The sequence below is a fragment of the Saliphagus sp. GCM10025317 genome (assembly GCF_042663665.1).
In the GTDB taxonomy this organism is placed as follows: Archaea; Halobacteriota; Halobacteria; order Halobacteriales; family Natrialbaceae; genus Natronosalvus.
This window is the reverse complement of the sequence record NZ_JBHTAQ010000005.1, coordinates 709,358-730,844: the sequence shown is the minus strand read 5'-3', so window position 1 is coordinate 730,844 and position 21,487 is coordinate 709,358. Positions and strand designations below refer to the sequence as shown.

General features: G+C 54.1%; 15 protein-coding genes and 2 pseudogenes. 10 read left to right on the top strand and 7 right to left on the bottom strand.

What is annotated here, in order from left to right:
* The first annotated feature begins 64 nt into the window (after nt 1–64).
* From wecB (ACFQS4_RS05665) to ACFQS4_RS05650, 4 genes are read left to right on the top strand one after another with little or no spacing between them, the layout of a single operon-like run.
* Complete coding sequence (gene wecB / locus ACFQS4_RS05665; RefSeq protein WP_497902689.1) at nt 65–1,210, top strand: non-hydrolyzing UDP-N-acetylglucosamine 2-epimerase; 1,146 nt, start codon at nt 65–67, stop codon at nt 1,208–1,210.
* On the top strand, nt 1,203–2,729 hold the full coding sequence (locus ACFQS4_RS05660) for a flippase (protein ID WP_497902688.1): 1,527 nt from the start codon (nt 1,203–1,205) through the stop codon (nt 2,727–2,729). The genes wecB (ACFQS4_RS05665) and ACFQS4_RS05660 overlap by 8 nt, the downstream gene beginning before the upstream one ends.
* Complete coding sequence (locus tag ACFQS4_RS05655; protein WP_497902687.1) at nt 2,704–4,245, top strand: alkaline phosphatase family protein; 1,542 nt, start codon at nt 2,704–2,706, stop codon at nt 4,243–4,245. The genes ACFQS4_RS05660 and ACFQS4_RS05655 overlap by 26 nt, the downstream gene beginning before the upstream one ends.
* A gap of 29 nt (nt 4,246–4,274) precedes the next feature.
* A complete protein-coding gene (locus tag ACFQS4_RS05650) occupies nt 4,275–5,039 on the top strand; it encodes a hypothetical protein (protein ID WP_497902686.1) in 765 nt (254 codons plus the stop codon).
* A 631-nt stretch (nt 5,040–5,670) separates the two neighbouring features.
* Here ACFQS4_RS05650 and ACFQS4_RS05645 read toward each other — a convergent pair.
* The 4 genes from ACFQS4_RS05645 to ACFQS4_RS05630 all read right to left on the bottom strand — a co-directional run bounded on the left by ACFQS4_RS05645 (nt 5,671) and on the right by ACFQS4_RS05630 (nt 10,636).
* On the bottom strand, nt 5,671–6,357 hold the full coding sequence (locus ACFQS4_RS05645) for an O-antigen ligase family protein (protein ID WP_497902685.1): 687 nt from the start codon (nt 6,355–6,357) through the stop codon (nt 5,671–5,673).
* Between the two features lie 569 nt (nt 6,358–6,926).
* Nucleotides 6,927–8,057, bottom strand: a complete 1,131-nt coding sequence (locus ACFQS4_RS05640) for a glycosyltransferase family 4 protein (RefSeq protein ID WP_497902684.1) — start codon at nt 8,055–8,057, stop codon at nt 6,927–6,929.
* A gap of 5 nt (nt 8,058–8,062) precedes the next feature.
* Nucleotides 8,063–9,184, bottom strand: a complete 1,122-nt coding sequence (gene wecB, locus ACFQS4_RS05635; RefSeq protein ID WP_497902683.1) for a non-hydrolyzing UDP-N-acetylglucosamine 2-epimerase — start codon at nt 9,182–9,184, stop codon at nt 8,063–8,065.
* Between the two features lie 258 nt (nt 9,185–9,442).
* Nucleotides 9,443–10,636, bottom strand: a complete 1,194-nt coding sequence (locus tag ACFQS4_RS05630; RefSeq protein WP_497902682.1) for a glycosyltransferase family 4 protein — start codon at nt 10,634–10,636, stop codon at nt 9,443–9,445.
* A 241-nt stretch (nt 10,637–10,877) separates the two neighbouring features.
* Here ACFQS4_RS05630 and ACFQS4_RS05625 point away from each other — a divergent pair, with 241 nt between their 5' ends.
* From ACFQS4_RS05625 to ACFQS4_RS05615, 3 genes are all read left to right on the top strand, one after another.
* Complete coding sequence (locus tag ACFQS4_RS05625; RefSeq protein ID WP_497902681.1) at nt 10,878–11,291, top strand: hypothetical protein; 414 nt, start codon at nt 10,878–10,880, stop codon at nt 11,289–11,291.
* 89 nt (nt 11,292–11,380) lie between these two features.
* Nucleotides 11,381–11,722: a hypothetical protein gene (locus ACFQS4_RS05620; protein ID WP_497902680.1), complete on the top strand. Its 342-nt coding sequence runs from the start codon at nt 11,381–11,383 to the stop codon at nt 11,720–11,722.
* A 3-nt stretch (nt 11,723–11,725) separates the two neighbouring features.
* Nucleotides 11,726–11,989 carry a hypothetical protein gene (locus ACFQS4_RS05615; protein WP_497902679.1) on the top strand — a complete coding sequence of 88 codons (264 nt, stop codon included), beginning with the start codon at nt 11,726–11,728 and terminating at the stop codon, nt 11,987–11,989.
* A 211-nt stretch (nt 11,990–12,200) separates the two neighbouring features.
* Here the strand turns inward: ACFQS4_RS05615 and ACFQS4_RS05610 are convergent, their stop codons facing one another.
* On the bottom strand, nt 12,201–12,890 hold the full coding sequence (locus ACFQS4_RS05610; RefSeq protein ID WP_497902678.1) for a methyltransferase domain-containing protein: 690 nt from the start codon (nt 12,888–12,890) through the stop codon (nt 12,201–12,203).
* Nucleotides 12,891–13,085: 195 nt separating this feature from the next.
* On the opposite strand from ACFQS4_RS05610, the pseudogene ACFQS4_RS05605 reads away from it, so the two are divergent.
* Nucleotides 13,086–13,205: pseudogene (locus tag ACFQS4_RS05605) on the top strand (IS6 family transposase); the annotation flags it as partial.
* Nucleotides 13,206–13,283: 78 nt separating this feature from the next.
* Here ACFQS4_RS05605 and ACFQS4_RS05600 read toward each other — a convergent pair.
* A complete protein-coding gene (locus ACFQS4_RS05600; protein ID WP_497902677.1) occupies nt 13,284–15,692 on the bottom strand; it encodes an MFS transporter in 2,409 nt (802 codons plus the stop codon).
* A gap of 313 nt (nt 15,693–16,005) precedes the next feature.
* On the opposite strand from ACFQS4_RS05600, the pseudogene ACFQS4_RS05595 reads away from it, so the two are divergent.
* Nucleotides 16,006–16,245 (top strand): annotated as a pseudogene (locus ACFQS4_RS05595) (UDP-glucose 4-epimerase); the annotation flags it as partial.
* 58 nt (nt 16,246–16,303) lie between these two features.
* Here the strand turns inward: ACFQS4_RS05595 and ACFQS4_RS05590 are convergent.
* On the bottom strand, nt 16,304–19,657 hold the full coding sequence (locus ACFQS4_RS05590; RefSeq protein ID WP_497902676.1) for a hypothetical protein: 3,354 nt from the start codon (nt 19,655–19,657) through the stop codon (nt 16,304–16,306).
* A gap of 1,382 nt (nt 19,658–21,039) precedes the next feature.
* On the opposite strand from ACFQS4_RS05590, the gene ACFQS4_RS05585 reads away from it, so the two are divergent.
* On the top strand, nt 21,040–21,372 hold the full coding sequence (locus tag ACFQS4_RS05585) for a DUF5789 family protein (RefSeq protein WP_497902675.1): 333 nt from the start codon (nt 21,040–21,042) through the stop codon (nt 21,370–21,372).
* The last annotated feature ends 115 nt before the right edge of the window (nt 21,373–21,487 follow it).

Below are 21,487 nucleotides of genomic sequence, written 5' to 3'. Positions count from 1 at the left end.
AAAAATTAGGATTGGGTGGGGTGTATCGAACAGCATAAGAGCATGCTCTTACAGGTTTAAGGATATGAATGTACTCTCTGTGGTCGGTGCAAGACCACAATTCGTCAAGGCCTTTGTGGTCTCTCGCGAACTTCGCCCAGAACACGATGAGGTACTCGTCCATACTGGACAGCACTACGACGAAGAACTATCCGACGTGTTCTTCGACGAACTCGGAATTCCAGAACCAGACTATAATCTCGGCATCGGCTCCGACAGTCATGCCACACAGACAGCTCAGATGATGATCGAACTCGAGACGCTGGTCAACGATCACGACCCGGATATCGTACTCTGTTACGGGGACACGAACTCGACACTTGCTGCAGCGATCGTCGCCTCCAAGATGAACGTACTGTTGGCACACGTCGAAGCAGGACTCCGGAGCTTCAATCGGGAAATGCCTGAGGAGGTAAATCGCATTCTGACCGATCACGTGTCGGATCTTCTGTTCACACCGAGTGAACGTGCTGTGAACCACCTCGAGTCAGAGGGCATTACTGAGAACGTCCACAACGTTGGCGACGTAATGTACGACGCCTTGCTCTGGGCGCACGAAGAAGCCAAAGCGAAGTCGACGATTTTCAACGATATAGACCTCGGGGACGAACCATATCTCCTCGCGACGGTCCATCGACCCCGTAATACCGACGACGGTGACCGACTCGAGACAATTCTCACCAGTCTCGCGGCCGACCCTCGCCGTGTCGTCCTTCCGGCACATCCTCGGACGCTCGACCGACTTGAGCGATACGATCTCTTGGGGCTGGCTGAGAAAGAATTCACGCTCATTGAGCCACTCGGCTACCTCGACTTTCTCACACTGCAAGCCGATGCCGAGATTATCGTGACTGACTCGGGTGGAGTTCAGAAGGAAGCATTCTTCCTTGGCGTCCCTTGTGTCACGTTACGCGAAGAGACCGAATGGTCAGAAACAATCGATGCGGACGGGAACGTTCTCGTTGGTGCGAACGTCAATGCAATCCGACAAGCGCTGGAAGACCCACCACAGTCATCGTCGGATGCACAGCCATACGGGAACGGGACGGCTGCTAAGAAGATAGTCCGAACATTACAAAAGGTCGATACAGTACGAAAGGACTACGGAGGCCATTGCTGCAGGAAAAATCACGCGGGAAACCAAGGCGAGTCACGAAAAACTGATGAATGAAGAGAAGGGAACAAAGCTGGCGACCGGCAGCCTTATCATACTATTCGGAATGATTGCCGCGCGGTCATTTGAGTACGGTACTCAGATCGCGGTCGCGAGAATACTTGGACCAACGGATTATGGTCTCGTAATGCTTGGTACATCGATATTGTTCGGCCTTACTACTGTCTCGGTATTTGGAATGGATGCCGCCCTCTCGCGATATATCTCATATTTTTCGGGGAGAGGCGAGACAGGACGGGTCAACGGAACCGTTATTTTTGGAATTATAACACCTATGTCGATTTCACTTGTTTTTGGTCTGACACTCTTCGTTTTAGCACCGCTATTGAATCACTTCGTATTCGGGGAGGAAAGTTTCGTACCGGTGCTACAGATGTTTGCAGTCATGGTTCCTTTCTCCACCGCCTTGATAGTGAGTACTGCGGCACTACGGGGATTCGAACGGATAAAATACATCGCGCTAGTCGATACGTTCGCTTGGAAGGCAATGCGTTTTGCGCTCGTCATCGTCGTTCTCTATTTAGGTTACGAACTGTACGGCGTACTTATTGGATACGTTATCAGTTACGGCATAGCCGTGGGGGTAGGTATCTGGTTACTATGGCGATCAATGCCTGCACTTCAGTCAATTGAGATACGGAATATCATCAGCGAAATCGTGGACTTCGCTAAACCAATGTTCGCGAGTCGCCTCTTTGGTCGGGGAAGGCGAGAAGTTGATACAGTGTTCATCGGTGCACTAATGACGTCTGGGGCTGTAGGCATCTACAATACGGCCTTCACACTGTCTTACGCGCTCACTACCGGGCTTAATGCGGTTAACACCGCTCTACTACCGTCGTTGTCAGATTCTTACTCAACAGGTGACCTTAACGAATTTCAATCGACGTATCGACTTGGCGCCAGGTGGAGTTTTTATTTTACATTTCCTGCATTTATATTCATATTAGTCTTCCCAGGAGACATAATTGCTCTATTCTTTGGTGACCAGTACCGACCAGCAGGTATGGCGTTAGTATTGTTATCCGCCGGCACACTGCTGAACGTTATTATGGGGTCGGTCTATGAGGCGCTAACGGCGCTAGGTAGGTCAAGAATCATCATGATATTTACATTCCTGTCTTTCGTTTTTAATGCGGTGGCGAACTATTTCTTGATCCACTTATTCGGTATCAATGGGGCTGCAATAGCGACAACCGGTTCAGTAGTTGTAATGAATTCGCTCGCCTTCATATTTCTATGGCGACATTACCATATTAGTCCATTTTCCCCCGGCCACGGTTGGTACACGCTCGCGGTCGGAATTACTGGCGGTATTCTATACACAATCAGGTACTTCGTACAAGAGCCAGGGCTACTGCTGTTTCCTATCGGTGGACTTACCTATCTGGTATCCTTCGCGGTAATGGTTCTGCTCGACGGCCTAGAACCAGAAGATAAGAAAGTTGTAAAACAAATCGTTAAGGGAGTTAGCGAGTATCTTGATCAATATGACTGTTGTAGTAGTAGGTCTTGATGGCGGAAGTTGGAATCTACTTGAACCATGGATTGCTGAAGAGGAGTTGCCGAATATTGAGCGAATTCGAGAGTCTGGCGTCTACGCTGATCTCGAAAGTTGTCTTCCGCCGGTCACATCGCCAAACTGGAAGTGCTACTCAACCGGGAAAAACCCCGGGAAACTTGGCGTTTACTGGTGGGAGATCGTCGATACAGAGCACCACGAGGTGCGAACGCCACGCTCGAGCGATTATCGGAGTTTCGAACTATGGGGTTATCTAAACGACTCCAATCGACAGGCAGCGGTTATCAACATGCCAACGACGTTTCCTCCTCGGAGTATCGACGGATGGATGGTTGCCGGAGGACCAGGAACAGAATCGGAAGGGTTCGCCCGACCGGATGAACTCGAATCAGAACTCCGAGAACAGGGATACTCAGTACAACCGAGGGAAAAGATTGACTCACGAACCGGTGACTACGAAGCGGCCGTTGATGCACATATAGAGGCAATCGATTCACGGTTCGACGTGGCCGAGCGAGCGATAAGGTCCGGTCGTTTCGATTTCGTTCACATCACTACGTTTTATATTAACGTTTTGCAGCACTTCTTCTGGAACGGTAAACCAACGTACCGAGCATGGCAACGAATCGACGACCGGATCGGTGAGATTCTCGAGCTCGCAGACACCGTTGTCCTGATGTCGGATCATGGTTGTAATGAAATCCGTTGGGAGTTCAGGATCAACCAGTGGCTTGAGGACGAAGGTTACCTGGCGCTCAAATCAGAAAGTTCAATATCGAGTACATTAAGCCAGGTGGGAGCGACACGCTCACGTCTCCGTCGTATAGCTGACGCGGTCCCGTTCGATATCCGTCGTCTGGTTACACAGTCATTCAAAGACAGTATCCCATCGGAAGAGGGGACCCTTCACCGGACGTCTAAAGACAGTATGATCGATTGGGATCGCACGTCAGTTATCGCCAGCGGCCAGGGGCCAATCTACGTCCTCGCTGATGAACCAGGACGTGGCAGAATTATCGAAAATTTGGTTAGCAAACTCGCAGATATAACAGACCCTGAAGGAAACCCTGTCTGTCGGGCCGTCCATCGAGGTGAGGACGTTTACACGGGGCCATATACAGACACCGCTCCTGCCATCGTGATCGAACCGAACGATGGATATCACCTGCCCGGAAGCCTCGGCGGTGGAGATGTCTTCTCTCGGCCGACACGATGGCTGGGTGAAAACCGACGTACGGGGTTATTCGCTGCATACGGCGATGGTATCGACGATTCCGGACAGCTCGAAGAAACGTTGCGAATCACGGACCTATGTCCGACACTCCTACACTTCCTCGGGGAATCGGTCCCGAAGGATGTCGACGGCACTGTCAAATTCGAAATCTTCGCGGACGACTCCGTCCCGAAAACACGCAAAGCCAAGTATCGAGACCCCATACCGTACACCGCTGATGCGGTGACACTCAGTGAAGGTGTCGAAGAGCAACTCCAGGATCTCGGGTATCTATGAAGGTCTGTCTGACCGGTGACGTCCATCACATGTCGATGCAAACCCGAGATCAGTCCTACCTCTCGGGCACGGAAGTGGAAGCTGCAATGGAGTACGCACGAATAGCCACGGAATACGACATTGACGTCACATTGTTCGTGACTGGACGAGCAGCACTCGAAGAACCGGATACGTATCGACGCCTCGCCCAAATGGATTCCGTCGAAATCGGAGGGCACAATCACTTTGCGTACCACCTCCCCTACTTGGATTCGCTTCCCTACAACGCCTGTTACAAGGCCTTCGGCGTCTACTCCCCGGCCTTCATACAGAAACTCGGGGTCCAGCGAGCTCTCTCTACGCTATCCAAAACCCTTGATAAAGATATCGTCTCCTGGCGGAACCATGCCTATCGAAACGACCGCAATACGGCACCTATCCTATCGGATGCCGGCATAGAGTACCTGTCGGACACTGTTTCTCCCAAGTATCAAAAGCCGTTCCGAGAGCACGGGCTGACGATGATCCCAGTAAATACGCTTCCCGACCATGAACACATGTACCACGCCTTTCGAACCGAAGAATACGTCGATCAGCTGGAATGGAATAATTCGTTCACCGATAAGTCGTTTTATCCCGAGGAGTGGGCCGAGCGAGTCCTCTCACAGATTGATGCAATGGAAACTGGAGTCGCAACCGTTCTGGCGCATCCCGCCTGTATGTCAATCGCTGACGGGTTCGAGACGTTCCGGCGGCTGTGTGACGGGCTTGCAAACTACGAGAGTAGTTGGATGCGGGAGGTGACGAACGATTGATGACCACTCTTACTCAATATTGGCTGTGGTCAACACGACCTCGATGCTCAAGAGTGGCGAACCCCCTAAACCAGGAGAGTTCCTACACGCTGTTATCTGTTGACAAGTCAATAGGTTCGTCGGTCTCGATATGCTTATCAACGAGGTTGAGCGGGTACAGGAAGTAAGGTATGTGTCGTCGTCGGCGATATGGAGTCGTTCGGCCTAGAGGAGAGGTTTGACGTCACGGGCAATTAATAGAGCACCTCTCATGCCCAGGCGCCTTCCTATAACGATGCCGCGAACATGTGGAAGACGATGGTCGGGTGATTCTATTGACGCCGAATCCACGATGCCTCCATATGCTATGGTGGTACCTAATTGGACAGGAAGAGCGGACGAATCCGGAACACATAATGCGGTTTGATCACTACGTGATGCAGGAACTGGCAAATCGACACGGGTTCCGGATAGTTGGTTGGGAGTGGTACCAAGCCGGCAGAGTTTTGTCAACGTCTCTTATAGACTGTTTGGGACGTCGTTCACTGGGTGGTGGTGGCTATATTTTCGAATTGCGGGTTGATGACGGTAGATCAACTGCTGGCTGATAATTTACATACACTCATATACAGCCTCTCCTCTGCCCCTCATGTCAGCTGGAATTAATCGAATAAAATGCAAGAACACTCGTAATTACAGAAAAAATGAGCATTGTATCGGTCTGGTGTCCTCGAACTGAAAATACGAAAAAAACCAACATTGATGAAAAAGTACCGAATGCTGCCGAGAATAAGATTCGATCGGGGGCTGTCATTTGTTTTTGAACACCTCTTATTGACAAACGGAACACCGACACGAGTATCAATCCAAATAGAACAAATCCGATGATCCCAGCGTTAGCCAACACGTATACGTAGAGATTGTGAACCGTATCTATTGATCTAACATGTCCCTGTACTATAACCTCATAGCTAGGTTTGAATTCGGCAATATAACCACGACCAATGACAGGATTTCGATGAAGTTCCTGTAACGCTTGCCTACTAACATCAAGTCTGACGAATAGTCCTCTGAACAGATTTCGCTGAGCGAGACGATTCAATAAAAGTAGAACTGGCCATGCTACTATCATCGCGCCAGCAATTGAGGCTGCAAGACCCAGTCTCAAATGTCGCGAGAGGATGTTTATGATTTGCCGTCGAATCACTACCATAACCATCAAAAATCCAGCTAAAACAACCAAAATCGGTAGCCTCCTGAGATCAATAAACAACCGAGTAACATGAATTAACAAAACGAAGCCGAGGACGAGAGTAAGATGTTTAGATCGTTGGTGCATAAATAGCACTAAAAGAGAGAAGGAAATAATCGTCCCCCATATATATAATGTCGACGGAAGTCCTGTGAGACCGAATACGAAAGGGTAGGGACCGTCTCCATAATTCAACACATTTATCAATATTCCCTGTAGTGAAATTAAGGTAGATGCGGCCAATAAGGCCCCAAATAGGTAGTAGACATGGTGTCTATTCTTTATTTGTGGACTCAGGGCTACCGTCAAAAAGAGTGGAGAAAATTCGTACCACTGTCGAATCCAGGAAATAATATCGGCGTTATGATATATCACGTAGAGGATGGTCAAGAAAGAGTATACAAGAAAAGCGATTATCCAGATTGTCCACCAGTGTATTCGAATCGGCGATATCATTCCGGTTGCCGCCCATGAGAGAACTACTAGCAAAAACAGCAATATGAATCCGATTTGAATGATACTTAAACCCGCAGTGCCCTCTCCTCCTCGGAGGAATCGAGAGAAGGTCATTACGGGAGTGTATAATATCAACATAGAAGTCCCGAGTAGAGCGATAAGACTCTGAATATCGTATTGTTCCGACTGTGTTGTGGACATTATTGACCCATTTTACCCCAAAATAGCTTCGTGAATGATTTGCTCACCGCCTGGAAGGAGTGTTCTGCCTCAATATACGACCGGGACTTCGATATCAGTTCATCACGTAACTCCGGATCCTCGGCGATCGTTTCCATCTGAGAAACCACCTGTTCAACACTGGCATCATTGACTATTCGCCCCCGGCCCTCATCCAGCAGCCTCGGCACGTCACCGACAGGCGTCGCGATTACCGGCAATCCACTGGCCATCGCCTCAAGGACGACGTTCGGCAGTGCTTCACTCTCCGATAGGAGGAGTAGTGCCGTCGCCTCACGGTACAGTGTTGTGAGTTCCTCGTGGGGGAGGTGACCGACAAGTTCCACGTCAGGGAGTGTGTCGACGGTCCCTTGAATAGCGGGCGGCAATTCACCCCGACCTGCCAGAACAAGTGTTCCAGATTCGTTCCGCTCGCGAAACTGCTCAAAGGCCTGGACGGTCCGACCGATGCCTTTCCGTTTTGAATCGAGCCGTCCAACGAAAACGAAACACGGTTCCTCAAGGACTTCGACCGGCCCTGGCGTAAACCGGCTGGTATCGACCCCTTGCGAGATTACCGGGGCGATCGGGGGAAGCGCAACCCGTGCCTCAAACCGGGCCTTCAAGGAGTGGGAATTGAAGTAGGCAACATCGCTAGCTCGAACCGAGAGCCGCTCGAGCCCTCGGCCGATTCGTCCTTTTAGGGCGCCGAGACCACTCGATAAAGTCGGGTCAGAAATCGGTTCACCAACGATTCGGAGAGCGACGCTGGCGGGCCCACTCGCCATTGCTACGGGCGCCATTTCATAGTGAGACCAGACATTAGTCAAGATATCTATGTCGTAATCGCGAACAACCTTCTTCGTCGTCTGGTATAGCCATGGAGCCTTCAACAAAGGATTATCATGGGATGGTGCCGGAACTCGGTGGGTCGTGACGCCCGCTCGCTCAAGGATATCCGCGTTCAGTTGTCCGCTGTAGACGGCGTGAAAGGAGATCGGTGCCTCCGAACAGACTCGGGCCATCCGTTTGACGGGGAGTGTCGCAAATCGCGAACTGTCCGCTTCGACCGGTGAGCAGTAAATGAAACAGACCCGTGTCTCGGGCGGCATTCGATCTATTCACCCAACACAATATCGATAATTTGCTTTGCGGCGGTTCCGTCACCGAACGGATTTACCCAGTCATTTGGTATGTTCCACATTCCTTCGACATGGGAGAGAACTTCGTTGGGGTCGGTTCCTGCAATGACGTTCGAGCCAACATCCACAGTTTCGGGACGTTCTGTGTTTTCTCGTAACGTCACACAGGGTGTACCAATGATACAGCTTTCTTCTTGTACACCACCACTATCGGACAGGGTAATTTCTGCCTTGTCGATCAACTGAAGGAAATCCAGATAGCCGACTGGTTCGATCAGGTGAAGGCCGTCTATAGCGTTGGTGGTCTCCTCAAGTTCGAATTGTTGGAGACGTTTTTTAGTGCGCGGATGAATCGGATACACTACTTCGACCTCGTAGGATTCAGTGAGGCGTTGGATGACTTCTATCAGATCGACGAGTGTCTCACGATCATCAACGTTCTCCTCACGATGGGCTGTAAAGAGAACAAACTCTCCGGCGTCGAGATCCTCAAGAATAGTGCTCTTCTTCCGGCTAATATCGATATTCCTCTGGACTGCATCTACAACAGTATTACCCGTCACGTAGATGTTGCCTTTGACGTTGTCTTCTGCGGCGTTTCGTTTCGCTTGCTCTGTGGGCGCAAACAGGAATTCGGAGATGTGGTCGATGATAACTCGATTATGCTCTTCGGGCATCCGCCAGTCGTCACTACGCAGTCCCGCCTCGACGTGGCCAACATTTAGTCCGAGCTTTCGTGCCGCGAGTGCGCCGGCGAGATTGAAGTTCGCATCACCACAGACGAGGACGTTCTCGGGCGTCTCCTCGAGCAGTATCTCCTCAATACCTTCAAGCATTAGTGCAGTCTGTTCTCCGTGGAACTCCGTGTATTCTACACCGTCGATGTGATGTTCTGGGTAGTCCAGACCCAAGTCGTTGAAGATATTGTCGTCTAACTGCTCGGAGTAATGTTGTCCAGCATGTATAGTAAACGACTCACAGGGCCGGTTTGAGAGCTCCTGTATCAATGGACTCATTTTTATAATTCCGGGGCGGGTACCGACGATTATACACGTCTTGTTCGGAACCGGCTCCCTGAGAAATTTTGAATCTGCCATCAGATACCGGAAGTTTTGAATGAAGGTCTAAAAACATTTCCTATTTCAAATAGGCAGTGGTTCGTTGAGCGTGTAAAATGAGGTAGTGTGTTTTTTGTGCTATTATTTGCCAGAAATCATCACATTCTCCGGATGTAGTGTCCGGATGATTTGAGTCTTGTGAGCGTGAGCGGATACCGCTGCGACTAATTGAGCCACAGTCCCGGCGACCAACAAGCCAGACCAGTGTCTTGTTCGTCTACGTGCAAAGTCATGAAGTTAGGTGGAAGTACTAACCATTGTGGCTTCAAAAGCTTCCAGAAAGCGTCGTTCCTCAAACTTCCAGTTGTATCTCTCTTTGAAGGCCGAATATCCGTTTTGTCCCAATTGTTGTCTCTTTTCATCCTGTTCTACAAGCTCAATGAGGGCACTAGCTGCATCATCTGGATCAGTAGGATCGACTGCAAGCCCAGCTTCGGTATCACGTATGAGGTGACCGATTCCAGGGAAATCGCTGATAACAACCGGTATCTGGGCGGCCATATACCGGAATAGCTTTGAGGAAGCCTTTGACTGGCGATTCCAAAACGTCGGTTGATACAATTGTAGAGCGATATCCGATACATGCAGATACGGTTCGACCTCATCATATGGGATAAAGCCTGGAAATTCGATATCTTCTTCCAGAGCAGCTGGAATCAATCGGTTCAATTTTCGAGCCGTTTCATGGGAGTGCCCACCGATGAACACAAATTTCGTAGGTTTATCTACTTTCTCTAACGTCTGTACTGCGGCTTCTACCATCTCGCAAGCACCTTTATGAACAGAGATGCCCCCGACATATAGGACAGTAACCCTCTCGTTACCTTTGGGTTTTAAATTCGATCGATTAATCCCTTCACGAAGTCGAGGTACATTCCAAATAGTAGCAACTCTGGTATCGACATCCGCAAATCGCTGTTCCAGAACATTATCCGCTGAAGGAACAACAAAAACGCCATCAGACAACGATGCTAGCCAACGCTCAAACCGAACTAGTTGTCGACCGAAGAACTTAGTTCCGACTGGTACTGCACCAGAACGCTCGAATTGATATCGATAGTCCTCGAAAGCATCGTATGTGAGAGAAGTCTCTTTGAGTGATGACAGCACTACTCCAGAGAGGAGACTGTATATCCCAAAGCAATGAATTGAATCAACCTCGTCTTCAGATAGCCCTTTAGCGATTAATACAAGTAGAATCCATAAAATCACGAAGGGTTTTATTGGTGCAAAGTTTGGCCATGGTGTCCGAAAGCGGCGTATTTCGGCGCCTTCGTAGGTCTCCGTTTCGGGGAGGTCACTCCGGGCCGCACAGAGTACCGTTACATCGTGTCCAGCACTACTCAAAGACTCAATTTGTTTGTATCCTCTTGGGAAGAGTTCGAACCCACGGTGAAAAAGACAGAGTATCTGGGATGGGTTTTCTGCCATAATGGCAAAAATAGTGTTAGGTGTATCTATTTTTCGAAGTTGCCAAGCAAGTGAAAGTGGTCAGTTGTAGCGATCCAAACAGAACAGCCAATGGGAGTTTTGCCGTGAGCCGGACCACGGATCGATAGTCGAAGCAATTGTCGCAATGGTGTCGGGGCCGACACATATATCTGGTAGAATTTCAATCTATTAGACACGCAATTCGAGTCGGGGGACTCGAGATCACAAAAGGGGGCTATCAATGGAAATCATAGACGAAATAGGACGAATTGGAGGGGTAATCAACGTAATCGACGTACTGGTTATTCTGTTTACGACTGCTGTCGCTGTCGCGGGCTTAACACTAATTGAGGCGGGAACCCTCGCCATTGCAGTTACCATCGGACTGGCCTGCGTTGTGGTATTTGCATTCGCCTGGACAGACGATCCAACGGTGGAAACCGTACACGCGACGCTCGACCTCGGGACTCAACCACCAGTTGTTGCTCAACGAGTAGTCGATGGCGAACTCGATATCTTCGTTACCGATACGTTTGTCACACCAGCCGACACTGGCGACGGTATCAGAACGATCGTCCGCACGCAAGTCGATAGCCGATCATATCAAGAGACCCCCAACACAGGAGTCAATCAATCGTTCCCGATGCCGAGATAACAGTCCAGTCCGGTGATCGGGCCATAGAGGCGACTATCGTCGACGTAGGTGGTGAGCCAAATCTCGGTCGATCGACCCGAGAGTTAGCGGTGACTACCGAGGTCCCTATCGATATTGCACACGAGACCAAGTCGGGCGACGAGTACGTCGTCGCTGGACGCACGGTTGCCACAATCGAGCGCGTCAACAAGTACGGGACCGCCGACGCCGATCGAGTAGAGGTCGTCGCCGGATTGACTGTCGATACGCTGGCCGAGAACGAGACGCAAACGTTCGCAGACAAGTCACTCCGAGTGGGTGAATCCGTTCGGTTCCGAACGGACGACTATGCGTTTACGGGAACCATCGTCCGCGTCAATACTCTCGAAGAGCGCGGGAAACCGGTCACGCAGCTCATTCGTGCCGATGGCACGGATCTACCGCCAGAATGAAAAGTGGCGCTGAAACCGGGACTCGAAGAGACGTTCGACGGGGAAACAAACGCATGTATTCGCTCGATCGAGACGCCGGACGACAGCACAGCAGGCGCTGGGCTGTGTGCCGACGGTGGGAACGATCTCGTGCTGACAATTGAACTCGCGGCCCGAGAAACGGGGTCCGGGCTGCAGTTCAAACGTCGACCACTCGAGATCGGGGCGACGATCACGCTCTCACTAGGGACGATGACCATTAGCCCAACAGTCGTCTCCCTTGAGTGAGTAGATTACACAAATATTAACTGACCGAATTGTTCGTGTTTCTTGAACGCAACCCGTACCCTATATGGTCGTTCCCACAGATGACGAGTTCATCATATCTTCAGACAAATGGCGACGTTGTTAGTCCAGCCCCGATAATCACGCCACTGATGATCACCGGATTCTTACAGTTGCTTAGATCAAGAACAGCGTGTGACACAGACCCTCGTGATCAGGATGGAACGCGGTATTGGATGAGGTAGCTAACGTGATTCTCTGGCCGGTTTGCCATCACCCGATCATACAGAGTAAACAGGATGTGAATCGGGAGTATGGTGGTGTAGCCTGTCGGCCCGGGGAAGCTTGTGAGTCTCTCTAATTCCCACCTTTCGACGCTTGTTATGTCCGAATAGGTTCCCCATTTGTACTGGGTTGGAAACCGATCTTCCTCGTGGTCCTCTACCCCCTGGAACTTGAACCAGAGCTGATGAAACCAGAACGGCGTCAAATCGGCAATTCTGGCGTAGTAGTGGCTCGGATTCGGAATCAGGACGACGAACGAGCCCCCAGGGCGGAGGACGCGGTCGATCTCTGCCAGCGCCGCGCTCGGGTAGGGAAGATGCTCGAACACGTACTCAGAAAAAACAAGGTCGAACTTCTCATCGGCAAACGGGAGCCGCTGCCCGTCGCCCGTGATCTTTGTCATCGTTTTGTTCTGCTTGAGCCCGTTCGTATCGGGATCGAGAGCGACGACTTTACCTTTCCGTTCGAGTTGCTGTCCCAGTTCATGGCGATCACGGCCTGAACCGAAGTGAAGCGCCCGCTCGAAGTCGATTGAGTCAACCCACTCTTTGTAAATGTCTCTCGGGTTCTCAGCAGGGGGTGCTAATATCTCGTCAACTCGAGAGTTGAATCGCACCATCGCAGACCTTACATTCATTTCCCGACAAATCCATTCGAAGACAATATTAATCTTCTGGAGTTTAGGTGGTGCTGCATTTGGAATGGCAATAGCATTCGAGGCCCCCGAAGGATCGAAGTTTGTGTTAGTAAACTCGGTTTCCAGTGAATCGAGTTCCGTACACGTTTGTTTCCAACCCAGGGACGAGCTATAACGTTTCACACGTTGAAAGTGCGGGTTGACCGTTTTCATAACTCGTGGGTTAGCAGTCGGGCTAGCGTGAGAAATTGACGTGAACAGTTCCTACACTACTACAACACACAACGACTGCATTAGCCATTCAATGGACAGACAGCAGTGGAGGTGCTAAACTAGTCAGCGCCGTTGTTTCGATAAGGTCTGTAGCGCTACCGATCACTCCTCAACAACCGTCTCCCCCTCAAGCACGTTAGCTTCCGTAACCGTCACTTCCTGACCACCAACCGTGTACTCTCCGGCGTAGGGAACAGTGACCTCGAGCGTACCATCCGATCCGACCTCCACATTACGCTCGTAGACCAGTTCCGCACCGCTCACGGTCACCTCAGTTCGTACAGTTACCGTCTCTCCTGGTTCGTCGGTGGCATTGATCGTCGCTCCCGGCACGACGGCGAAGGCGGCCGTCGACTGCTCGTCATCCACGTACAGCAGCTGATAGTGGGCAAGCGGTTCCTCTCCAGTTCCGAGATCCTCAAGCAACTGATGCTGAGCGCTCGCGGCAACGGGCGGGCTGTTGAGGGCCTCGAGCACAATGTACCCTACTCGCCCCTCGAATTGGCCGTAGTACCCGTCGGGATCGATACTGGAACTGAACTCCCCATAGTTCCTCCGAGCGTAGTTGTAACTCTCCGCTTCGCCGCTGACGAAGTAGTTGTACACACGGTTTTCACCCCATGCGCTCAGGACGAAGTTCTCGGGATAGGTGCGATTCCACTCGGTCGCGTGTTCGTCGATGGCCTGGGCGGCTGCGTACTCGGACTCGCTGTAGGTTATCTGGCCCGACAGGCCGGGAACGAAGAGCAGCCCCATGCCACAGACGAGCAAGCCAATGCCAAGGAGGTAGGCCACCTGCTGCCGTTCGGGGAACGACATTTTCTCACCGCCGTCAGCAGCGACTCGTCGATCCTCGGTCGACCGAAACGGCACCGGCCGTCTGGAGAGATCGATCGCCGACAGCAGGTAGACGAAACCCAGCCCGCCTAGCACGGCGATGGGGATCATAAACTGGGCGGCAAAGCGAATCTGGATGCCGGCGAGCACCATCAACACGGCGGCGTACACCGTGAGCAACAGCCACGCCGGCTCGTACCGACGGGTGCACAGCCAGACCGCCCAGCCCATCACGGCGACCCCGAGGTAGAAGCTGATCCCGAGCTGGACCAGCGGGCCGAAGAGCACCATGTACTCCGGCGTGAACAGCGACACTGACTCCGTGTACCCCTCGCGAAGCAACAAGTCGTCGGCTCGAGCCTGTGCGTCCGCCCAGTCGGCGGGCCGAAACCGCCGGAACAGGTAGATTCCCAGCGCAGTGATGGCAGCCTCGAGGGCGACCATCCCGCCGACGTGGAGGTCAAGAGTTCGCCACAGCTCACCGAGGCAGACCACACAGAGGGCGCCGCCGAACACCATTGCCGGGGTGAGCGCGACGAATCCCAGCTGCCAGTCCCAGGAGACGTACAGCCACGCCGACAGCGCGCTCCCAATCCCGAGTCCAACAAGCAACGGTAGGTTGGCGAGCGTCGGCGAGACGCCGTCGCGGGCATCGAGTGCCGCCCGGAAGCCGACGTAGACCGCCAGCGGCATGAACAGCAGCGATGAGCCACCCCAGAGGTGGGCCGAAATCCCGAGCGTGAACCCCAGCACGAGCGCCCAGACCCACGTGATCGGCGAACGGAGATGCCCGCGAATCGCTTCACGTGTTCCTGCCCGCTCGCGTCGACGCGTCAGATCCACTGCGAGCCACGCTAGCGCCAGCAGCGTCACGCCGAGCCAGAAGTACTGGTGGAGGCGGTGCTCGAGGAAGCCGACCTGCGTGTACACTGCGTGGACGGGGGCGACCGCCAACAACACCACCGACGCGATGCCCACGCGGGGGTCACGTGTGACGACGACGGCTAGGGCGTATACCACGACGCCTAACGCCAGCGTCGCGACGACGGGGAGCCAGGCGGCCACAGTATCGGCGGCCGCCTGGTCACCACCGAGCAACGCCGCGAACCACCAGTTAAGGGCGTGCGTGAGCGGCCGTCGATTCGTCGCCCCTTGGGGCATCTCGGCGAGTAAGCCAACGTTCATCGGATTCGTCGATTGGGACAGCAATTCGTCCATCCAGTAGCGGTAGTAGTACGGATCGTTCCCCGGCGACACCACGTCCTCGCCCCGGAACACCGACCCATACTGCGTCAACCGCATCGCGAACAGGAAACACAGCGCGCCGACCAGCCCCGCGAGCGCTCGGACGTCACCCCAGACGCCCAGCGTCGGCGACCAGTCCTCGAGGTCAGGCAACGCAGGCCCGGACCCAGTTGTGACGCCCTCGCCGTTGATCGCCGCCCGGACATCCTCGCGGTCGGCAACCTGGTACTCGCCATCGGTTTTCTCGACGATCCCGCGCGAAACCAGTTCGCCGAAGGTTCCAGAGTCCACGTCGACGTCCTCGAACGTCCAGGTCTCGAGCCGCGAATCCACCTCGAGAACGGTCTCGAGCGCCTGCACACCGCCGTCGCGGTCCTCGAGGAATTCGGTGGTCGCCTCGTGGACAGCGACGCGGTCGTCGTCAGCCATTGGACCAAAGGTGAGTGTCGTGTGTGATGACTGTTTCGTTCTCCCTAGGTGTTCCCCGGTTCAAGACTCAGAGGCGAGAAAACCATCTCGGGTAACGCTCCCTGTGGGGTGGAAGAAGGAATACGATTTCCTGTTTTATCACCGTGCTCGCCATTCCGAGTGATGAAAGTTCTGGTTATGGGCGGAGCGGGGTTCATCAGCGGCCACATCGCCGAAGGATTGGCTGGCCGCGGTCACGGCCTCACAGTACTCGACACCTCGAGCCCTACTACGATCCCGGGATCAAAGAGCACAATATTGACGCAGCGAAGTCGGCGAGATCATGAACGTGGGCTCGACGGACACCATTGACGTCCTCACCCTCGCGGAAGTCATCCGCGAGGAAATCGATCCCAGCCTCGAGCTCGAGTTCACTGACCCGCGGGAGGGCGACGCCGAGCACACCCACGCCGACATCTCGAAGGCCAACGAACTCCTCGGCTACGAGCCGAGCGTCGACATTCGCCAGGGCGCCGCCAAATTCATCGACTGGTACCGGGAGAATCGGGCGTAGTACGACCCGCTCGTCCGGTCGTCTTGAAGAACGATAATACGTCGAACGAACCCGATCGTCACTCCGTTTCGTCGGCGTCCTCGAGGCGACGTTCGAGTAGATAGCCGAGTCCTCCCATGGTTCCGACCGCGCTTACGATCCCAAAGCCGGGCATTCCGTCTTCAGTCTCACGATCGTCAGCACCACCGGAGTCGGACGAATGGTCGTTCGGAGAGTCGTTGCTCGGTTCAGGGGTGTCGTCATCCTCGTCAGTATCGTCACGTTGGTCTTCGTCATCCGTCTCGTCGTCGCCCGTTTTGTCCTCGTCATCCGTCTCGTCATCGTCGCCTGGTTCGTCCGGTTCATCCGACTCATCCTCACCATCCGGTTCGTCGTCGGAGACCAGGGCGACCGTTCGCGACACGCCGCGTTGATCCAGTTCGATAAGATAGTCGTACTCGTCGGGCTCGAGGTCGCTCGTATCGAGCTCGAACTCGACTGTCTTCGACGAGCCAGGGTCGAGGGTAACTGCGATCGACTCGACCACCTCCTCGTCGAACGTAAGTGCGACGGCGTCGTCCTCTGTGGTGGCGCCGTCGTTCGTCACGGTAACGGAGACGACGAACGGATCGCCGGGTTCAATCGACGCAGGCGCTTCGACCGCCGCGATCCTGAGACGACTCTCCCAGCTAAGCATCGGATACCCGTCGGTCACGGGCCAGCTCGAGTCGAAGTCGAAGCCATCCAACTCATGGGCCGCGGCCTCACCGGTCAATTCTTCTGTCGACAAGCCGGTACCACCCCCGATCGACGTATTTTGTCCGGTCGTGTCCTTATCCCAGTAGGAATCGACGATGGTCGGATCGCTTCCGGTCGCGATCAGGCCACCGCCGCCTGAACTGTCGAAGGTAGCCGCTGCGTACGACTCGACGAGCATCGCGTCGAACGCCTCGTGGCCGATCAGCCCGCCGACGGCCGACGGACTCTCGAGGTGGCCGAGCACATAGCATTGGGAGATCGAATCGCCCGAACTCTGTCCGAGGAGGCCGCCGACTTTGCGGTCGCCGACGACCGTTGCATCGATAACGACGCGGTCGATTTCGATCTCGCTCGAATCGTTAGGGCCGGTCATCGTTCCCCCGACGAGTCCCCCGATATCCGACTCGCCTGCAATCGTTCCGGACACGCGCACTTTCGAAACCGTCCCCAGTCCGTAGCCAACTCCGACGACACCACCGACGAAATCACCGCCAGTGACGGTTGCATCGACCAGGCGGAGATTCCGGATTTCGCCGCCGTGCAGTTCGCTGAACAGCCCGACGGCGTCGGCTGCCGAGTCAATCGTCAACCCACTGATCTCATTACCGGCCCCATCGAACACGCCCGAAAATGAATTTGCTGAACGACCAAGCGAGAAGAAATTCGTGTAGCTCGAGAGGTCGATAGCGGACGCTAGTTCGTAGTGTGCATCCATCTCGAAGTGAACGTACGCCAGTTCTCGACCGTTCTCGATCCGATACGGCTCCTCGCTCGTCCCATTGCCGAGCGCCGGTCGTTCCGCGATGACCACAGCGGCTGCGTCGGATTCACCTTCCACGCTGGCCGTGACGGCGAGTTCGTCCGCGTCCGTGGACGAATCTATTTCGATGACCGTAGACACTGTCCGGTACTCGCCGATTTCGAGCGCAATCGGCTCCTCGCTCACGACGTCACCGTCGATCGAGAAGGTGACGAGCGCCCCGTCCAGATCGTCCGGATCGCCGCCCAGCGTTCGAACTCGTGCGTCGACAACGACCTCGTCACCGCTCAGGACGGCTGGATCGGCGGTCGTTTCGACCGAGACCGCCGGGTCGTCCGGCACACCGATCGTCTCCGTGTCGACGGCGATCGGATCGATGCCGTGGGGGTCGTCGTCGACGATCCTCGCTACGACCTCCCTGGTCTGTTCGAAAGGAACGCCGTTTGCGTCGGTGGACACCTCGAACGTCTCGCTCCCGTCCTCACCGGGTTCCAGCGCCCGCATCACGGACGCCCCGCCTTGCTCGGTGTCGAGCCGGAGCGTTGGCGTCTTCACCGGGTCGTACGACGCGGCGAGTTCGTACTCGACAGTCACCTGCGATTCGCCGGCAACCGGCGCCTCGACGAGTTCAACCTGACCCACGACCGTGGCCGTCTCGCTGGCCAGTGCCTGCTCGAGATCGGTCTGTCCGGACTCTAATAGAGCGACGTCGATCGTATCACCCGCGACCAGGGACTCTGTCAACTCGAGCGTCGTCAGTAACTCCTCCTCAGGCTCGAGTGCCGCCGGGTCGACCGTACTGTCGCTCCCGGTCTCGTCGAACACGCGGACGTCGTGGGTCGACGATTCGGTCGTCAGCGCGTGCACGTGAACGGTCGTCGCGCCGATAGCCGGTGGGGTTGAGAACGCGACGGAGTGCGGAACGACGCGCTTTCGGTGAAAGGCGACGATCTCGGAGTCGATCGATCGATGACCAACGTTCGGATACGTCGTCACTCGGCCGGTCGCATCGGCCTCGTCGTAGACGGACTTACAGAACGGCATCCGATCTTCCTGCATGTGCTCGCCGTAGACGTCGAGCGCGATTTCTTGCTGTCTCGAGTTCCACGCGTCGCCGTACGGAATCGTATCGTTCTCATCGTCGCCACCCATGTAGACCAACTGGGCCGTTTCCGCCCAGGCCCCTTCGTCGAACTCCTCGCCGACGAGTGACGTAAGGTCGGCAATGCCGATTTGGTAGTTCAGCGTGTGGTTGCTCGCTTCCGACAGTGGGAGGATCGCCGTTCCATTAATCCCACCAGCAGTGACGGATCGAACCAGTTCGGGATGCAGTGCCGTGAATCGGTTGACGAAGTTCCCGGACGCCGAAAACCCGTTCATGAGGATATCGTCGGCGACCGGAATCAAGTGATCCGCGAGTTTCGCCTTCGCGTCCTCGATCATACTGATAAGTTGGAGGTCGACGCGGTGGAGGTCCCCGGACTCGATCTGCATCGTCTCGGTGTCGAGCGCGTGGACGTAGTGCGTCCAGTCGACCGGTTCCGAACGAGGGCGAGGAAACACCGGGACGAGCATCGGAACGCCGAGCGGATCGCTGAGCGCGGTCGATCGCCACTCGATCAGTCGCTCGGCCGATTCTCGATGAACCTCGAAGTCATCAGTATTTCGTCCAGTGTTGTTCGGTTCGACCAGAATCGGCCGCTCATGATTGTCGTCAATCGCAGGTGCGTAGAGGTAATACGGATAGTTGAACCCCGCATCCGGATCCGCCTCCACGAACGAGATGTCTAGTTCAGGCGAGACGGCCCCGGTCTCTCCGGTCGCCGTTCCGCTCGTGAGCACGCAGGACGCTAGCACCGTTCCGGCGCCGGTCGCTTTGAGCATGTCGCGACGGCGCATCCGAGGACCTGTCATCGGCGCACCCCAAACCGGCAATAAACGGCGTCAGGTCGCAGTTTGCCAAAGTCACAGTTCGTCTCATACTCCCTTTGTTCGTTCATTGATTATTCCCTTCTTCTTTCATTTATGCTTAGTTCTGGCGGTCGTCGTTACCGAGGCTGATTTTGGTCACAAAGGATGGATCAGAGGTGGGGTTGGCAAACGGCAAGGGGTTACTCGACGTCACCCTGGGGTCATAGCATCGAGTACTACTGGGTGACGACGCTCCTGCTGGAGTGCATATAAGAGGAAGTTGCCGTCTACAGCGGCCACAAAAAGCTTGTATGACTTTACCGACGAGAGGATGGATTTCCACCCGAACCTCTCCACGGAGGTCCAAAAGAAACTCTGGGACCTCGGTGAATCACCGTATTGGCCAGAGCGCCTCAATGGTCATAACCACGGCAACTGTCCGGAAGAAGTGTGTAGAGGTGGCCTATAGACGAACCTAGGAGGAGATCCTGGGGTGGGCGATTATCGCTCGAGATGGCGTCCAGGGGTAGAGGTAGGCGCAAGCAGGACAAAGAGAGTGACCCGAAAAGAGAAAGAAATTACGCTCTCAAACGTTCATAATCGGTTTCCGTCTTGCGTTTTCTGGGTTGGCAGTAACCAGGAAGAGAAACACTATGAAGAGCGTCTCAGATCCAATCCAAGAAATTGGATTCGGTGGTTTAGAGCCTTCTCTGCAGGGATCTCACTCACCCACTCGAGTCGAACGTGTAGCCGTCCAGTACACGACTCGAAAGTTCATAATCGGTTTCCTGCTATCGGTTTTGGGGTGCTAGACCGCATTGGAATTACCGAAGAGACCGAGACCGTTCTCGAGAAGGAAAACACACCCGAGAGCGCGTCTCGAACCGATTATGCACGTTTAACGCCTCGAGTCCTGCATCTACGCAGCGAGTACCGATCACGAAACGGGACTCGCTCGTCCACTAACCTCGACAATCATCAAAACACACGCGAACGCCCCCTAATCGCCTCGAGAGATCCCTTACTCGTCGATTGGGTCACAAGCCATACGCTCGAGTGAGATCCTTATCGTGCAATCCTTCCTAGACTATCTCATAATCGACTCTCGAAGAGAGACCAAACCTATTCTTCCGGACGTAAAACCCGATTATGAGGCATCTGAAACGCGATTAGCACGTATTGTTGTAACCCTCAGAGATAACAAGAGTTGTCTGCTGAATACAGAGGATATAGTCAGCCCATCGACCTTGTTTAGTTCATCCACACTGAGCAGAGTCAACGGACACACATGGATACGAATGTACCGATCCCAGGAGAGGTCTGTAGAGGCGGTCGCACCGATGAGCGACCACACCGTTATCCGAATCGATCTCCTATTGCACGCGATGGCAGATGACAAACAGGGCCGAGACAAACAAGCAGATGACGAAGAGCGACGCCAGCAAGAGCGAGAAGTTGAGGAAGCACGTACCCGGGCCGATGAGGCTGAACCGATACCCAACGACACTGTTGAGCAGCTTGATGACCTAGATGAAGCACTTGAAACCCATGACTATCCAACCACGACGAATGACTTGATCGAGGCCTACGGCGACTATGAAATCGAAACGCAGGACGGGTGGGAATCCCTTGATGAAGTGCTTGGCCCAACCGACAACCAAACGTACGTTTCCGCCGATGACGTTCGAAGCCGGATACTGGGACGCATACGTCGCTGATGAATACGCCCCAATCACCCGCGCCTCGCCAGTCGGGCATTCCTGGCTCTAATACGCACCTCCTCTGTTCTGAGCGATCACCACCTTCGAAACCCGAACTGAATCTCGTACAACA

Bases quoted from the DNA above. Each gene is read 5' to 3' on its own strand.
- wecB (WP_497902689.1), top strand. From the start codon at position 65: ATGAATGTACTCTCTGTGGTCGGTGCAAGACCACAATTCGTCAAGGCC.
- ACFQS4_RS05660 (WP_497902688.1), top strand. From the start codon at position 1,203: ATGAATGAAGAGAAGGGAACAAAGCTGGCGACCGGCAGCCTTATCATA.
- ACFQS4_RS05655 (WP_497902687.1), top strand. From the start codon at position 2,704: ATGACTGTTGTAGTAGTAGGTCTTGATGGCGGAAGTTGGAATCTACTT.
- ACFQS4_RS05650 (WP_497902686.1), top strand. From the start codon at position 4,275: ATGTCGATGCAAACCCGAGATCAGTCCTACCTCTCGGGCACGGAAGTG.
- ACFQS4_RS05645 (WP_497902685.1), bottom strand. From the start codon at position 6,357: ATGCACCAACGATCTAAACATCTTACTCTCGTCCTCGGCTTCGTTTTG.
- ACFQS4_RS05640 (WP_497902684.1), bottom strand. From the start codon at position 8,057: ATGCCGCCCGAGACACGGGTCTGTTTCATTTACTGCTCACCGGTCGAA.
- wecB (WP_497902683.1), bottom strand. From the start codon at position 9,184: ATGGCAGATTCAAAATTTCTCAGGGAGCCGGTTCCGAACAAGACGTGT.
- ACFQS4_RS05630 (WP_497902682.1), bottom strand. From the start codon at position 10,636: ATGGCAGAAAACCCATCCCAGATACTCTGTCTTTTTCACCGTGGGTTC.
- ACFQS4_RS05625 (WP_497902681.1), top strand. From the start codon at position 10,878: ATGGAAATCATAGACGAAATAGGACGAATTGGAGGGGTAATCAACGTA.
- ACFQS4_RS05610 (WP_497902678.1), bottom strand. From the start codon at position 12,890: ATGGTGCGATTCAACTCTCGAGTTGACGAGATATTAGCACCCCCTGCT.
- ACFQS4_RS05600 (WP_497902677.1), bottom strand. From the start codon at position 15,692: ATGGCTGACGACGACCGCGTCGCTGTCCACGAGGCGACCACCGAATTC.
- ACFQS4_RS05590 (WP_497902676.1), bottom strand. From the start codon at position 19,657: ATGACAGGTCCTCGGATGCGCCGTCGCGACATGCTCAAAGCGACCGGC.
- ACFQS4_RS05585 (WP_497902675.1), top strand. From the start codon at position 21,040: ATGGCAGATGACAAACAGGGCCGAGACAAACAAGCAGATGACGAAGAG.